This window comes from Curtobacterium sp. MCLR17_044 (genome assembly GCF_003234435.1).
Taxonomy (GTDB): Bacteria; Actinomycetota; Actinomycetes; order Actinomycetales; family Microbacteriaceae; genus Curtobacterium; species Curtobacterium flaccumfaciens.
On the sequence record NZ_QKTC01000021.1, the window covers coordinates 38588 to 52988 of the forward strand.

Consider the following 14401-nt stretch of genomic DNA (forward strand, 5'->3'; position numbering starts at 1 on the left):
TGTGGTGGTGACCGGACGACGGCGGTGGGCCGGCGTGCCGGACGGTGGACGGGCCTCCAGGCCGGGTGGGGTGTGGAGGACGGTGGCGTCAGCGCTGGACGCCGAGCACGTCGGCGGTGACGCCCGTCGAGTCCCAGCCGCCCCCGGTGGACTGCAGGACGTCGCCGCTCGACATCCGCAGCAGCAGCGCGCCGCCGCTGCCGCCGCTGATCGCGGTGGCGCGCCCGTCGGGCTTCGGCAGGGTGCTCGACTTGCCGCCGATGGTGGTGCGGACGATGTTCGGACCGGTCGGCGTCTGCCCGACCGAGGCGACGTCGGTGTCGTTCACCCACGTGGCGTCGACCGCGGTGCCGCTGGCGGCCTGCACCCGGACCGGGGCGCCGAACGAGGTCGGTGACCGGTCGGAACCGCGGATGATCGCCATCACGTACAGGCCGGGGCCGTCCGCGGTCTCGATGAGCGCGAGGGCCCTGGTGGAGTCGCGGGACACCTGGAACGACACGAGGTCGCCGCGCGGCAACGTGGTGCGCACCTGGTGGGGGTCGCCACCGAGGCCGTACGCGGTGATGTGACGGGTGTCGGACTGCTGCCCCACCCAGACGAAGCCGAGGTCGTCGACGGCGGGGGCGACGAGGTCCTCGCGGGCGTCGACGCGCAGGCGGTCCTTGCCACGCACGACGACGACGCCGTCCCGGTTGCCGACGGCGGCGGTGGTGCCGGACGCCGACAGGGCGATCGAGGTCGGGTCGAGGCCGGCGATCGCGGCCCCGACGCCGCTGCCGAGTTCGGCGACCTTGCCGGTGCCCGAAGCGGCGTAGCCGACGACGCCGTCCTCGTCGACCAGGGGGCGGGGGTCGACGTCGGGGTTCTGCTGGGCGTCGGCTCCCCCGGAGTCCGGCACCGACAGCGTCGCGCCCTCGATCGTCATCGACACCGACGAGATGGTGGCGACCGAGGCGAGGGACTTGCTGAGCTGTTCGCGCATCCGCACCTTGTCGACGGTGCTCGCGCGCAGGGCGTCGCTCGACAGGTCGACCAGGGCGGTGCCGCTGTCGATCGTCACCGCGTTGAGGGACAGCTGGGTGCCCTCCGGGAACGACGAGACGACGGCGCCCTTCAGCCAGTCGGCGGGGCCGGCGAGCAGGGCGCTGGCGATGCGCGTGCTCGTGGAGGACCGAGCGAGGAACCAGCGCTGGTCGGGCACCAGGAAGCGGTAGGTCGGGTCGTAGAAGTACAGGGCGTGCGACTGGAACACCGACTCGAAGCTGACCGGCGACAGGATGATGCCGTCCGGGGCGTAGGCGATGCGCCACTCGCCGTCCTCGCGGACGAACTGGAACGTCAGCGTCGACGAGGTCGGGCGGACCGCCTGGGTGTACTCCCCGTCGGAGTCGACCGTGGCGCTGGCCGTCATCGTGTAGGTGAGCTCGCGGTCGTCGGCGCGCTCGACGGTGCCGCTGCCGTCCCGGATCGTGACGCCCTGCCGCGGGTTCCACCGCTGGGCGAAGTCGGCGGCCAGGAACTGCCGGGCGATCGCGTAGTTGTCCTGCGCACCGGTGGCGGCGGCGATGAACCCGCGGAGGATCGCCGTCTGGTCGGACCCGGTGATCGGCTTGTCCGGCCGGAAGTCGACGCCCGAGAGCGACTCGTCCTTGATCGTCTGCCCGGTGCGCACGGCACCGTCGGTCGGGATGGCCGCACAGGCGGTGACCGCGAGCAGGCTGACCGCGGCGAGCGCGACGGCGAGGACGTGGCGGATCCGGTGGCGCATCAGGACTCCTCTCGCACGGCGCGGGGGCCGTCGTACGACTCGTCGAGCTCGGGCAGCGGGATGGCCGAGGTGGCGGTGGTGCCCTGCTCGTTGCGGGGCAGGGTGAGCACGAACGTCGATCCCTCGCCCGGTCGGGACCACACGTCGATGCGTCCGCCGTGGAGCTTCGCGTCGCCGAGGCTGATCGCGAGGCCGAGGCCGGTGCCGCCGATGGTGCGCTTGCGGCTCGGGTCGGCCCGCCAGAAGCGGTCGAACACCCGTGCGGCGTCCTCCGGCGGCATGCCGACGCCCTGGTCGCGGACGGCGATGGCGACGGTGCGGGCGTCGCTGTCGACGACGACCTGCACGGGCTTCGCGTCCCCGTGCTCGATGGCGTTGCCGACGAGGTTGCGCAGGATCCGTCGGACCCGCTTGGCGTCGAGCCGCATCGTGGTGTGGCCGCCGGGGGTCGCGAGCTGCAGCTCGACACCGGCACGCTCGGCCAGCGGGCGGAACTCCTCGACGATGTCCGCGGCGAGGGAGGCCGGCACGACGGGTGCGGTGTCGAGCTGCACCGCCTGGGCGTCGTACCGGGAGATCTCGAGCAGGTCGGCGAGGAGCATCTCGAAGCGCTCCACCTGCGCGTGCAGGAGCTCGGCGGACCGGCCGACCGACGGTTCGAACGCGTGCCGGGAGTCGTAGAGCATGTCGCCGGCGAGCCGGATCGTGGTGAGCGGGGTACGGAGCTCGTGCGACACGTCGGAGACGAACCGCTGCTGCACGCGGGAGAGCTCGGCGAGCTGGGTGATCTGGCGGCTGACCGCCTCGGCCATCCCGTTGAAGCTCCGCGCCAGGGTCGCCAGGTCGTCCTGGCCGCGCACCGGGATGCGCTCGTCGAGGCGCCCCGCGGCGATCTTCCGGCTCGTCTCGGCGGCTCCGCGGATCGGCACGACGACGAGCCGGACGACGAGCGAGGTGACCAGGGCGATGAGCACCATGAGCGCCACACCGCCGATGGAGAGGGTCTGGGAGACGAAGTCCAGGGTCTGCTGCGCGTCGGAGAGGTCGTAGACCAGGTAGAGCTCGTACTGGCCGGCGCTCGGGATCTGCAGCGTGGAGCCGACGGCGAGCCCCGGCACCCGGCGCCCGTCGTCGTCGAGTTCGACGGGCTGCAGGCTGAGCCGACCGGTGTTCTGCGCGACCTCCTTGCGCAGGGCATCGGTGATCACCGCGTCCGGGAAGTCCTGGCTGGCGATGGTCTGCAGCGTCTGCGGGGTGGACTGGTCCGGGCTCCGCTCGATGGCGATGCTCGTGCCGCCCGGGCTCGTCGTGTTCGACAGGATCGCCTGCTGGGCCTCGTTCTGCAGGGTCTCGAGCTCGGACTGGTTGTTGTCCTCAGCTGCCGTGGCCGCGTCGAAGATCCCCTGGGCGACGATGGTGGCCCGTGCGGACTCGGACTCGATCTGGTCGCGGCGCTGCGAGTAGACGTTCGTCGAGATGCTCACCATGACCGCGGTGCCGATGATCCCCACCGCGAGCCCGGTCGTCATCACGGTGATGGCGACCGAGCGGAACATGAGCGAGCGCCGCCACAGGTAGGCGATCGGACGCCAGGCGCGTCGGAGCCAGCGCCGCATCCGGCGGCGGCTGCGGTCGACGACGCCGATCGAGACGGTGGTGCTGCCGGCCCCACCGGCACCGCTGGCACCGCCGGACCCACCGGCGCCGGTGGCCCGGCCGGCGCCGCCGACCCGGCCCGAGCGTGCCGAGCCCGACGGGCGCGTCGAGGGCGGCACGGTGCTCAGGCTCCTCCGGCGCGGTACCCGACGCCGCGGACCGTGGTGACGGTCTTCGGGTTGTCCGGGTCGTGCTCGATCTTCGCGCGGAGCCGCTGCACGTGCACGTTCACCAGACGGGTGTCCGCCTTGTAGTGGTAACCCCAGACCTGCTCGAGCAGCATCTCGCGGGTGAACACCTGGTTCGGCTTCTCGGCGAGCGCCCGGAGCAGGTCGAACTCGAGCGGCGTGAGCGCGATCACGGTGTCACCGCGGCGCACCTCGTGCCCGGCGACGTCGACCGTGACGTCGCCGACGTGCAGCACGGTGGCGTCGGACGCGCTCGGCCGCAGGCGGGTCCGGATGCGCGCGACGAGCTCCTTCGGGTTGAAGGGCTTCACGACGTAGTCGTCGGCACCGTTCTCGAGCCCGAGGACGACGTCGGCGGTGTCGCTCTTCGCCGTGAGCATGATGATCGGCGTGCCGCTCTCGGCACGGATGCGCTTGCACACCTCGATGCCGTCGATGCCGGGCAGCATGACGTCGAGCAGGACGAGGTCCGGCTTGGTGGCGTGGAACGCGTCGACGGCGTCGTTGCCGTCGGCGCTGAACTCGGGTTCGTACCCCTCGGAGCGGAGCACGATGCCGATCATCTCGGAGAGGGCCTGGTCGTCGTCGACGACGAGGATGCGCGGTGTCATGTGATCTGGACTCCGGGTGGCGTGCGGGTGCCGTGGTCGGCACGTGTCCCCACACGATAGCCGAGGCCCCGCCGCGCCGGGTTTTCCGCCAGGATGGGGGTGGACCGTGCATCGCTGGCTCGGTCCGACACGACGAGGGGGCTGGAGTCATGTCCGATTGGCACACACCGGGCGGTGGGCAGCAGGGTGCGCCGACGCCGCCGGCGTCCGGACCGGCGCGGGGACCAGGACCCCAGCCTGGAGGCCCGCCCCGCTTCTCCGTGCCGCCGCAGCCCGCCCCGGGGCCGGGTCCGGGGCGACCGGGCGGTCCGTCCGGTGGCTCGCGTCCGGTGATCCCGCTGCGCCCGCTCGGCCTCGGGGACATCCTGGCCGGGGCGTTCACCGTCTTCCGCCGGAACGCCCGCGTGCTGCTGCTCTGGAGCGTGCTGCTGAGCGGTGTGCTCGGCCTGCTCTCGACGCTGGCCAGCACCTTCGGGCAGCAGGCGTTGCAGTCGCGGATGTTCTCGGCCCTCGACGGCGGCAGCGGTGCCGACTCGGTCGTCGCGGGCACGCTGACGCTCACGGCACTGCTCTCGGTCGTGCTGCCGTTCCTCGCCTACCTCGGTCGCGGGTTCCTGGTGGCGCCGGTCGCCGCCGACACCGGGCAGCGGGTCCTCGGCCGTCGCGCCACGTTCCGGGGGCTGTGGGCGCTGCTCGCCGGCCGCCGGTGGTCCGTCGTCGCGTGGATGCTCGTGCAGATCGGGGCCGGCGCGGTCCTCGCGATCCTGGCCGGACTCGTGTTCTTCGGGGTGTTCGCGGCCATGGGTGCCGCCGACTCCGGCACCGGGTGGTTCGTGCTGGTGCTCGTGCTGTTCGTGCTCGGCATCGGTGTCGTCGTCGTGTGGCTCGCCACGCGCTTCGTGCTCACCGTCCCGACCATCGCGCTCGAGGGCCGGCCGGTCTTCGCCGCAGCCGCACAGTCGTGGCGCCTGACCCGCGGGGCCTTCTGGCGGACCTTCGGCATCCTGCTGCTCGTGCAGCTCATGTTCGGGTTCGCGGCGTCCATCGCGTCGATCCCGCTCACCATCGGCGCCGTGCTCGTCGGGGGCACGTTCGACCCGCTCGGGCAGACGGGTGGCACGTCGGGAGCCGGCACCGGTGCGGTCATCGCCATCGTCGTCGGCAGCCTGCTCGCGATCGCGGTGCAGTGCATCACCGACGTGCTGAGCGCCTCGATCACGACGTTCCTCGCCATCGACCGGCGGATCCGCACCGAGGCCCTCGACCAGCGGATCGCGTCGCACCTGGACTCCGGGCAGCCGACCGACCCGTTCGCACCGTCCGAGCCCGTCGCACGCCCGCCGTGGCCGCCGCAGCAGCAGTGGGGTGGCCAGCAGTGGCAGGCGCAGCAGCAGCAGCAGCCGTGGCCGGGGCAGCAGCAGTGGCAGCCGGCCCAGCAGCAGCCGTGGCAGCCCGGTCAGCAGCAGCCGCCGTGGCAGCCCGGTCAGCAGCAGCCGCCGTGGCAGCCCGGTCAGCAGCAGCCGCAGCAGCAACCGTGGCAGCAGGGTCCGGGCCAGGCGCCGCCGAACGGCTCCGCGTGACGGCGGTCGACCCGGACGAGGCGCGTCGCCTGCTCGAGCGCGAACTCGAGCGGTCCGCCTACGACGGTGCCCGGCCGACGTGGTGGGACCGTGCCTCGCGCTCCTTCCTCGACTGGCTCGGGTCGCTCCGCGCCGACGGCATCGACTCCCCCGCGGCGGCCCGCACCGCGCTGGTGATCGCGATCGTGGTGCTCGTCGCGGTCGTCGTGCTCGTCGTCGTCGCCCGCGGACTCCCCCGCCGGCGCGCGCGGGCCGGTGACGGTGACACCGGCGGGGTGTTCGACGCCGACGACCTGCGCTCCGCCCGGGAACTCCTCGAAGCGGCCCAGGCCGCCGTCCGTCGCGCCGACTGGTCGGCAGCGGTGCTCGACGGGTTCCGCGCGATCGCCAGGGGTCTCGGCGAGCGCGACCTGGTGCCCGACGTGCCCGGAGCCACCGCGCGGACGATCGCCGCACGGGGCGCCGTGCCGTTCCCCGCGTCGGCCGGTGCACTCGATGCGGCAGCGACCGCCTTCGACGCGGTCCGGTACCTCGGTGCCGAGGCCGACGAAGCCGCGGCCATGCGCGTGCTCGACACCGAGCGGACCGTCCGGCAGGCCCGGCCCGCCCGGGCCGAGGGACCGGTGGTGCCGGCATGACGACCGACACCACCACGCGGACGAGCGCCGGGCCGACTCCTGCTCGGGCTCCGGCTCCGGTCGAGGGACGCCGGTTCCGCATCGGGTTCTGGGTCGCGATCGTCCTGGTCGGCGTCCTGCTCGCCGCGCTGACCGCCGTCGTGCAGGGCACCGACCCGGACGCACCGCGCGCACTCGACCCGACCTCGACGACGGCCAGTGGTTCGGCCGCGCTCGTCCGGGTGCTCGAGCAGCGGGGCACCGCGGTCTCCGTCACCGACACCGTCGACGGCGTCGGCGGGATCGACGGCGGCACGGTGTTCATCGACGACGCCGACGGGGCGCTCGACCCCGCCGTCGCGGAACGCATCGCCCGCACGGCCCGGCACGTCGTGGTCGTCGGGACGAGCGGCGCCGGCCTCGATGCGCTGCTCGGGTTCCCGGTCGACCCGCCCGCCCAGATCGACGGTGACGCCACCGTCTCGACGGCCTCGTGCGGGATCCCGGCGGCGGCCTCGGCGGCGCGGGTGACGACCGCCGGCTCCGGGTACACCGTGGACGACGCGACCGCCGAACGGTGCGCGCCGACCGGCGAGGGCGGCTCCCGGGTCTGGGGCATCGTGCGCACCACGACCCCGGGCGGTGACGTCACCCTGCTCGGCACGACCTCGGCGTTCCGGAACGACACGATCGCCACCGCCGGGAACGCCGCGCTCGCCCTCGGGCTGCTCGGCGCCGACGAGCGACTCGTCTGGTACACCCCGGCCGTCGGCACCCCCGACGCCGCACCGACCCTCGGCGAGCTCGCCCCGCCGTGGGTCCCGAGCGCCCTCGCACTGCTCGCCCTCGTCGCCGTGGCGGCCGGTGTCTGGCGGGGCCGACGGCTCGGCCCGCTCGTCGTCGAGCGGTTGCCCGTCGTCGTCCGTGCCGCGGAGACCACCGAGGGTCGCGCCCGCATGTACGCCCGCACCCGTGACCGCACCCACGCCCTCGACACCCTGCGCGTCGCCGCCGTCCGCCGCATCGGCCGGATGCTCGGACTTCCCCGATCGGCCCACGTCGACGAGGTCGTCCGGACCGCGGCCCAGGCCACCGGCATCCCGCACACCCGTGTCGGCGCCGTGCTCGTCGGCGGGACCACCGACGACGACCGTGCACTCGTCGACGGCACCGCGGCGCTCGACGACCTCGAACGCACCGTCCGCCGGGCGACCTCCGGTGACCGACCGACCTCCGACCCCGACCGACCAGGAGCACGACCGTGACCGACCTGCCCCCTGCCACCACCGAGCACACCGCACCGGAGCACGACCCCACGACCGCGGCCGGCTCCGACCTGCGCGACGCGTTCGGCCGGGTCCGCACCGAGGTCGCCAAGGCCGTCGTCGGCCAGGAGGGCGCGGTCTCCGGCATGATCGTCGGACTCCTCGCACAGGGGCACGTGCTGCTCGAGGGCGTCCCCGGTGTCGCGAAGACCCTGCTCGTCCGCAGTCTCGCCGCCGCGATGACGCTCGACACGAAGCGCATCCAGTTCACGCCGGACCTGATGCCCGGCGACGTCACCGGGTCGCTCGTCTACGACGCCTCGACCGGCACGTTCCCGTTCCGCGAGGGCCCCGTCTTCACGAACGTCCTGCTCTCCGACGAGGTCAACCGCACGCCGCCGAAGACCCAGTCGGCCCTGCTCGAGGCCATGGAGGAACGCCAGGTGAGCGTCGACGGCGACGCCCGGGCCCTGCCCGACCCCTTCTTCGTCGCCGCGACGATGAACCCGATCGAGTTCGAGGGCACGTACACGCTGCCCGAAGCGCAGCTCGACCGGTTCCTGATGAAGCTGACGCTCGACATCCCGCCGCGCGACGTCGAGTGGCAGGTGCTCCGGCGCCACGCCGACGGGTTCGTCCCGCGCGACGTCCGGTCCGCCGGCATCACCCCGGTGGTCGGCGTCGACGAGGTCGTCCGTGCGCAGCGTGCCGTCCGCGGTGTCGGGGCGCGCGACGACGTGCTCGCGTACATCGTCGACCTCGCCCGGGCCACCCGGCAGGCACCGTCCGTCCGCGTCGGGGTGAGCCCCCGCGGAGCGACGGCACTGCTCGCGGCCGCCAAGGCCTGGGCCTGGCTCACCGGCTACGACGCGATCACCCCGGACCACGTGCAGGCCATGGCCCTGCCGGTCTGGCGGCACCGCCTGCGGGTCGCCGCCGACGCCGAGCTCGAGGGCGTCGGAGCCGACGGCGTGCTCCAGCAGGTGCTCGAGCAGGTGCGGGTGCCGATCTAGTGGCGGTCTCCGGCCGGTTCGTCGCGCTCCTCGCCGTCGCCCTCGCGCCCACCGTGCTGCTCGGCAGCGGGTGGGCCGGTCTGGCGTGGGTCGGGGTGGTGCTGCTCGCCGCGGCGCTCGACGTCGTGCTCGCCGCCGACCTGCGACGGGTCCGCGTGGAGCGGCGGATGCCCCGGCTCGCTCGACGCGACAGCACCGCGGACGGCACCCTCGTGCTCGCCAACGACGGCTCCCGGACGGTCCGCGGTGTGGTCCGCGACATGTGGGAGCCGTCGGCAGGCCACCGTCCCCGTCGGATCCGGATGACGGTACCCGCCGGAGAGCGACGGACGGCCCGGATGCGCTTCACACCGTTCCGTCGTGGTCGACGCCGCACCACCGGGGTCGCCGTGCGGTCCTTCGGTCCCCTGGGCCTCGCCGCACGGCAGCGGGTCCTCGCAGCACCGGGCGAACTCGTCGTGACGCCGCCGTTCCGCTCCCGGCGGCACCTGCCGTCACGGTTGGCACGGCTCCGCGAGCTCGACGGCGAGACCACGCTGCAGCTCCGCGGGCACGGCACCGAGTTCGACTCGCTGCGCGACTACGTGCGCGGCGACGACGTGCGGTCGATCGACTGGCGCGCCACCGCGCGGCGGCAGGACCTCGTCGTCCGCACCTGGCGTCCGGAACGCGACCGACGCGTGGTCGTCGTGGTCGACGCGGGCCGGGCGGGTGCCGGCCGCGTCGCCGACGAACCCCGACTCGACACGTTCATCGAGTCGGCGCTGCTCCTCGGTGCCCTCGCGGCAGCCGCCGGTGACCGCGTCGACCTGGTGGTCCTCGACGACACGGCACACGACCGCGTGCACGGCGCCACCCGCACCGACGTCGTGCAGCGCTTCGGCGAGGCACTCGCGATGGCCGAACCCGGGCTCGCCGCGACCGACTGGGCATCCGTGCCCGCACTCGTCGACTCGATCACGACCTCGCGCGCCATGGTCGTCCTCGCCTCGAGCCTCGACTCCGTCGGCGCCTCGGGCGACCTGCTCGCCGTGCTCCCCCGGCTGTCCCGACGGCACGCGGTCGTCGTGACGAGCATCGAGGACCCGGCCGTCCAGCGGATGGCGCGCGGCGGGGTGGACCCGACCACGGCGATCCGCACGGCGCGGGGCGGAAAGGTGCCGGGCCTCCCGACCGGCGCGGAGCGCGACGTCTACCGACGCGCGGCCGCCGAACGCACCCTGCTCGACGCGGACGGTGCGGCCGACGTCGCACGGCGCTCCGGCGCCGAGGTCGTGCGCGGCGCACCGGCGGACGTCCCGCCGCTCGTCGCGGACGCCTACATCCGGGCGAAGGCCACCGGCCGGCTCTGAACCGGGGCAGGCCCTAGCCGGCCACCAGGGCGGTGGAGCCGCGCTCGAACTCCTCGAGGTCGCCGCGCTCCCCCGCTCGGTACGCGCGGCCGCCGAGCACCCACTGGTAGGCGAGCACCGCGACCAGGGCGAGGGTGCCGATGCCGATCTTGATCGGCCACGGCCAGTCCTGCCGCGTCACCACGCCCTCGACGATGCCGGACAGCAGCAGGGTCAGGGTCAGGCCGATCGCGATGCTGATGAGTGCGCGGCCGTCCTCGGCGAGGGCCTGGGCACGCGTGCGTCCGGGCCCCGGCGCCACCCACGACCAGAAGATCATCAGCCCCGCACCGCCCGCGAGGAACACCGAGTAGAGCTCGAGCTGCCCATGCGGGGAGATGTAGAGGAAGAAGTCAGCCAGGCGCCCCTGGGAGTGCATGATCGCCGCGGAGACCCCGAGGCTGACGGCGTTCTGCATGATCGAGAACGGCACGAAGACCCCGGTGATGCCGAACGCCACCATCGTCGCAGCGATGTAGGCGTTGTTCGTCCAGACCTGCGCGGTGAAGGCCCCGAGGCCACGGTCGGAGTAGTAGTCGACGAAGTCCTGCGTGGCGTACCGGCGCAGGGCCTCGTCGCTGCCGAACGTCGCCGTCGCACCGGGGGTGGTCGTGATCCAGACGGCGACGATCGCCCCGATCGCCACCGTGGCGAGCGCGACCCAGATCGTCACCCAGCGGATCCGGTAGAGCGCCGCGGGCAGCTGCCGCGTGAAGAACAGGGCGACGGCGGTCAACGGGTCGACGGGGGTGCCGGTGAAGCGCAGGCGGGCGCGGAACAGCGTGAGCGAGAGCCGGTCGCCCGTCACGGTGCGCGGTGCTGCGCCCCGGATGCGGGCGAGGTCGGTCGCGGCCTCCTGGTAGCCGGCGACGAGCCGGTCGACGTCTGCGCCGGACCGGTGCCGGGCACGCGCCAGACGGTCGAGCTCCTGCCACCGGTCACGGTGCACCTCGGTGTAGGCATCCAGGTCCACGTGTTCCCCCTCAGGTCGCGCGATCTCCGACAGAATGATCCCATGCCGAAGCCCCGCACGCCGCGTGACCTCGCCGACGCCCGGTTCTCGCGCGACCTCGACGAGACCGCCGACGAGCTGGTGGTGGGCGAGGGCGTCGCGCTCGACGTCCAGCCCGCCGGACTCGTGCTGCGGCTCGCGGCCGCGCTGCTGGACGGCCTGTGCGTCCTCGTCCTGTTCGTGCTGGCGCTGTTCGGCGTCTGGCGGCTCTGGCCGAGGGGACTCGAGCCGGCCTGGGGTGCTGCGCTCAACATCGTGCTGCTCGTCGTCGTGCTCGTGCTGGTGCCCGCGGCGGTCGAGACCGTGACGAAGGGGCGGAGCGTCGGACGGTTCGCCACCGGCACCCGCGTCGTCCGGCTCGACGGCGGCGCGATCGGGTTCCGGCACGCCTTCACCCGGTCGCTCGTCGGCCTGTTCGAGCTCTGGATGACGTTCGGCTCGGTCGCCCTGCTCGTCGCGCTGTTCGGCAGTCGGCCGCGGCGCCTCGGGGACCTGCTGGCGGGCACGATCGTGCAGCACGAGCGACTGCCGAAGCAGCGGGACCCCGAGGTGCTGCTGCCCCCGGAGCTGACGGCCTGGGCCGGCGTCGCGGACGTCTCGGCGCTGCCGCAACGGTTGGAGAACCGCCTCGGTGCGTTCTTCCGCGGGGCTGCACTGATGCGCCCCGAACTGCGCGAGGCGGCGGCGCAGACCCTGGCGGCCGAGGTGTCCGCGTTCGCGCACCCGGTGCCGCCCGTCCCGCCCGAGGTCTTCCTGGCCGGGGTCGTCGTGCTGCGGCGTCAGCGGGACGTCCGGGCGCTGGGTGCCCGCGCGGAGCTGCTGACCGCCGCGGGGGCGACCGCGGCGGCGCCCCCGCCGGGCTTCCCGCGCTGACGCGCGGCGCCGCGCTGACTGCCCCCGCGCAACACTGCGAAACGGACACAGCACCGCGGAGATCCACGGTGCTGTGTCCGGAACCAGGTTCCGCCGGCCCCAGGCCGCCGCGCTCAGTAGCGGTAGTGGTCCGGCTTGAAGGGACCCTCGACCGGCACGCCGATGTACGCCGCCTGCTCCGGACGCAGCGACGTCAGCTGCACCCCGAGGGCGTCGAGGTGCAGCCGCGCGACCTTCTCGTCCAGGTGCTTCGGCAGCACGTACACGCCGGTCGGGTACTCCTCGCGCCGGGTGTGCAGCTCGATCTGCGCGAGCACCTGGTTCGTGAACGAGTTGCTCATCACGAACGACGGGTGCCCGGTGGCGTTGCCGAGGTTCATGAGCCGGCCCTCGGACAGCACCAGGATCGACCGCCCGGTCGGCAGCCGCCACTCGTGCACCTGCGGCTTGATCTCGACCTTCGAGACGCCGGGCAGCGCTTCGAGCCCCGCCATGTCGATCTCGTTGTCGAAGTGCCCCACGTTCGCCACGATCGCCAGGTGCTTCAGCCCGAGCATCTCGTCGACCCCGACGACGCCCAGGTTGCCGGTGCACGTGATGACCATGTCGACGGTGTCGACGACGTCCGCCAGGCGCGCGACCTGGTAGCCGTCCATCGCCGCCTGCAGCGCGCAGATCGGGTCGACCTCGCTGACGATGACGCGGGCGCCCTGCCCGCGGAGCGCCTCGGCCGCACCCTTGCCGACGTCGCCGTAGCCGACGACGAAGGCGACCTTGCCGCCGATGAGCACGTCGGTGGCCCGGTTCAGGCCGTCGGGCAGCGAGTGCCGGATGCCGTACTTGTTGTCGAACTTCGACTTCGTCACCGAGTCGTTGACGTTGATCGCCGGGAACTTCAGCTCGCCGTTCCGGAACAGCTCGTACAGGCGGTGGACGCCCGTGGTGGTCTCCTCGGTGACGCCCTGGATGTCGGCCGCGATGCGGGTCCAGCGGTCCGACGACGTCTCGAGCGACCGCGCGACGGTGTCGAGCACGATCTTCCACTCGGTGCTCGCGTCCGGCTCGGCGACCGGAGCGGCACCGGCCGCCTCGGCATCGGCGCCGGTGTGCACGAGCATCGTGGCGTCGCCGCCGTCGTCGAGGATCAGGTTCGGTCCGGTCCAGTCGGCACCCGCCGCGGCGGCCTCGTCGCTCCAGTCGAAGATGCGGCTGGTGCACCACCAGTACTCCTCGAGCGTCTCGCCCTTCCACGCGAACACCGGGACGCCGGCGGGGGCGTCCGGGCTGCCGGTGGGTCCGACGGCGACGGCGGCCGCGGCTTCGTCCTGGGTGGAGAAGATGTTGCAGCTGGCCCAGCGCACCTGCGCGCCGAGGGCGACGAGCGTCTCGATGAGCACCGCGGTCTGCACCGTCATGTGCAGGGACCCGGCGATGCGCGCGCCGGCGAGCGGCTGCGACGCGGCGAACTCGTCACGCAGGGACATCAGGCCCGGCATCTCGTTCTCGGCGAGGCGGATCTGGTGCCGGCCGGCCTCGGCGAGGGACAGGTCGGCGACGCGGAACGCAGCAGCGGTGCGGGTTTCGGTGGGCATGCCCACCAGTCTTCCATGCCGGGAGGCGCGGATCACCAGCCGATCCCGGTCACGTTCCCCGGGCCTCCAGACCGACCCCGCACCCACGTCGCGAACGTGAGCCGTCAGTCGGCGTCGCGCGGGAGCGGCTCGCGCCGCACCACCTGCCAGCCGCGCGGGACGCGCAGGGCGGCAGCGTGCCGGGCGCAGAGGTCGTAGCCGTGCGGCTCGACCCTGGTCGACAGCGGACCGACGACCACCATGGAGTCGCCGTAGTCGTACGTCAGGGTCGACGAAGCGCTGTTGGCACACGCCACCTTGCTGCAGATCCGCACGTCCATCTCGACAGGGAGCCTAGCGGAGCGTCCGGCGCGCACCCGTCCCCGCGTACGATGTGGGGATGCGTCGGAAGCCTCGCCTCGTCACCCCGGTCGACCGCGGTCGAGGGCGCTCCCGGCACGGCCGCGGTGGGCGCTCGAGCGTCACCGGCCCCGAGCTCGCGCCGATCATCACCCGCGCCGAGGCGTTCGACCGGATCGTCGGCGACAGCGCGCACTACCTGCTCGGACTCTGGCCCGAGGAGCTCTCCGGCGTCGTGTTCCAGGTGGCGGACATGCCGAGCGACACGACCCTGCCGGACGAGATGCCGCGCTGGCGGATCGACCGCGACACCCGCCGCGTGACCGTCTTCCGGATCCCCGTCGAGCGGGTGAACCGGAGCCCCGAGAAGGACGACTCGGACCGCCGCATCATCATCGAGACCGCGGTGTTCCGCGCGGTCGGCGAGCTGATCGGCAAGGACCCCTGGGACCTGGCGCCGGACCGTTACCGGCACTGGTGAGCCGGGCGGCCC

Annotated in this window: 13 protein-coding genes; 7 read left to right on the top strand and 6 right to left on the bottom strand. The window is 73.5% G+C overall.

Annotated features, from left to right (window positions below; translation table 11 throughout):
* Positions 1–88: 88 nt before the first annotated feature.
* Genes DEJ04_RS14975 through mtrA form a run of 3 tightly spaced genes read right to left on the bottom strand, consistent with a single transcriptional unit; the run spans position 89 to position 4226 of the window.
* On the bottom strand, positions 89–1771 hold the full coding sequence (locus tag DEJ04_RS14975; RefSeq protein WP_111047600.1) for a GerMN domain-containing protein: 1683 nt from the start codon (positions 1769–1771) through the stop codon (positions 89–91).
* On the bottom strand, positions 1771–3546 hold the full coding sequence (mtrB, locus tag DEJ04_RS14980; RefSeq protein WP_258371392.1) for an MtrAB system histidine kinase MtrB: 1776 nt from the start codon (positions 3544–3546) through the stop codon (positions 1771–1773). Before mtrB ends, DEJ04_RS14975 begins: the two co-directional genes overlap by 1 nt.
* Before the next feature lie 5 nt (positions 3547–3551).
* The gene (mtrA, locus tag DEJ04_RS14985; RefSeq protein ID WP_017888813.1) at positions 3552–4226 is read right to left on the bottom strand and encodes an MtrAB system response regulator MtrA; all 675 of its coding nucleotides are present in this window, start codon (positions 4224–4226) and stop codon (positions 3552–3554) included.
* Positions 4227–4555: 329 nt separating this feature from the next.
* Here mtrA and DEJ04_RS14990 point away from each other — a divergent pair, with 329 nt between their 5' ends.
* From DEJ04_RS14990 to DEJ04_RS15010, 5 genes are read left to right on the top strand one after another with little or no spacing between them, the layout of a single operon-like run.
* Positions 4556–5806: a glycerophosphoryl diester phosphodiesterase membrane domain-containing protein gene (locus DEJ04_RS14990; protein ID WP_181437844.1), complete on the top strand. Its 1251-nt coding sequence runs from the start codon at positions 4556–4558 to the stop codon at positions 5804–5806.
* Positions 5761–6444 carry a DUF4129 domain-containing protein gene (locus DEJ04_RS14995; protein ID WP_146248737.1) on the top strand — a complete coding sequence of 228 codons (684 nt, stop codon included), beginning with the start codon at positions 5761–5763 and terminating at the stop codon, positions 6442–6444. The genes DEJ04_RS14990 and DEJ04_RS14995 overlap by 46 nt, the downstream gene beginning before the upstream one ends.
* Positions 6441–7688, top strand: coding sequence for a DUF4350 domain-containing protein (locus DEJ04_RS15000; RefSeq protein WP_111047603.1), 1248 nt, complete (start codon positions 6441–6443; stop codon positions 7686–7688). The genes DEJ04_RS14995 and DEJ04_RS15000 overlap by 4 nt, the downstream gene beginning before the upstream one ends.
* Positions 7689–7693: 5 nt before the next feature.
* Positions 7694–8701 carry an AAA family ATPase gene (locus DEJ04_RS15005; RefSeq protein ID WP_375334738.1) on the top strand — a complete coding sequence of 336 codons (1008 nt, stop codon included), beginning with the start codon at positions 7694–7696 and terminating at the stop codon, positions 8699–8701.
* Complete coding sequence (locus tag DEJ04_RS15010) at positions 8701–10053, top strand: DUF58 domain-containing protein (protein ID WP_111047604.1); 1353 nt, start codon at positions 8701–8703, stop codon at positions 10051–10053. The genes DEJ04_RS15005 and DEJ04_RS15010 overlap by 1 nt, the downstream gene beginning before the upstream one ends.
* Positions 10054–10066: 13 nt before the next feature.
* Here the strand turns inward: DEJ04_RS15010 and DEJ04_RS15015 are convergent, their stop codons facing one another.
* Positions 10067–11065, bottom strand: a complete 999-nt coding sequence (locus DEJ04_RS15015) for a stage II sporulation protein M (RefSeq protein WP_111047605.1) — start codon at positions 11063–11065, stop codon at positions 10067–10069.
* Between the two features lie 42 nt (positions 11066–11107).
* On the opposite strand from DEJ04_RS15015, the gene DEJ04_RS15020 reads away from it, so the two are divergent.
* Positions 11108–11977 (top strand): RDD family protein, encoded by an 870-nt coding sequence (locus tag DEJ04_RS15020; RefSeq protein WP_071405770.1) that lies wholly within the window; start codon positions 11108–11110, stop codon positions 11975–11977.
* A 113-nt stretch (positions 11978–12090) separates the two neighbouring features.
* On the opposite strand, the gene ahcY is transcribed toward DEJ04_RS15020, so the two are convergent.
* Both ahcY and DEJ04_RS15030 read right to left on the bottom strand, forming a co-directional pair.
* Positions 12091–13569, bottom strand: a complete 1479-nt coding sequence (gene ahcY / locus DEJ04_RS15025; protein WP_071405791.1) for an adenosylhomocysteinase — start codon at positions 13567–13569, stop codon at positions 12091–12093.
* Between the two features lie 104 nt (positions 13570–13673).
* Positions 13674–13889, bottom strand: coding sequence for a DUF3499 family protein (locus DEJ04_RS15030; protein ID WP_111039893.1), 216 nt, complete (start codon positions 13887–13889; stop codon positions 13674–13676).
* Between the two features lie 59 nt (positions 13890–13948).
* On the opposite strand from DEJ04_RS15030, the gene DEJ04_RS15035 reads away from it, so the two are divergent.
* Positions 13949–14389 (top strand): metallopeptidase family protein, encoded by a 441-nt coding sequence (locus DEJ04_RS15035; protein WP_071405768.1) that lies wholly within the window; start codon positions 13949–13951, stop codon positions 14387–14389.
* Positions 14390–14401: the final 12 nt, after the last annotated feature.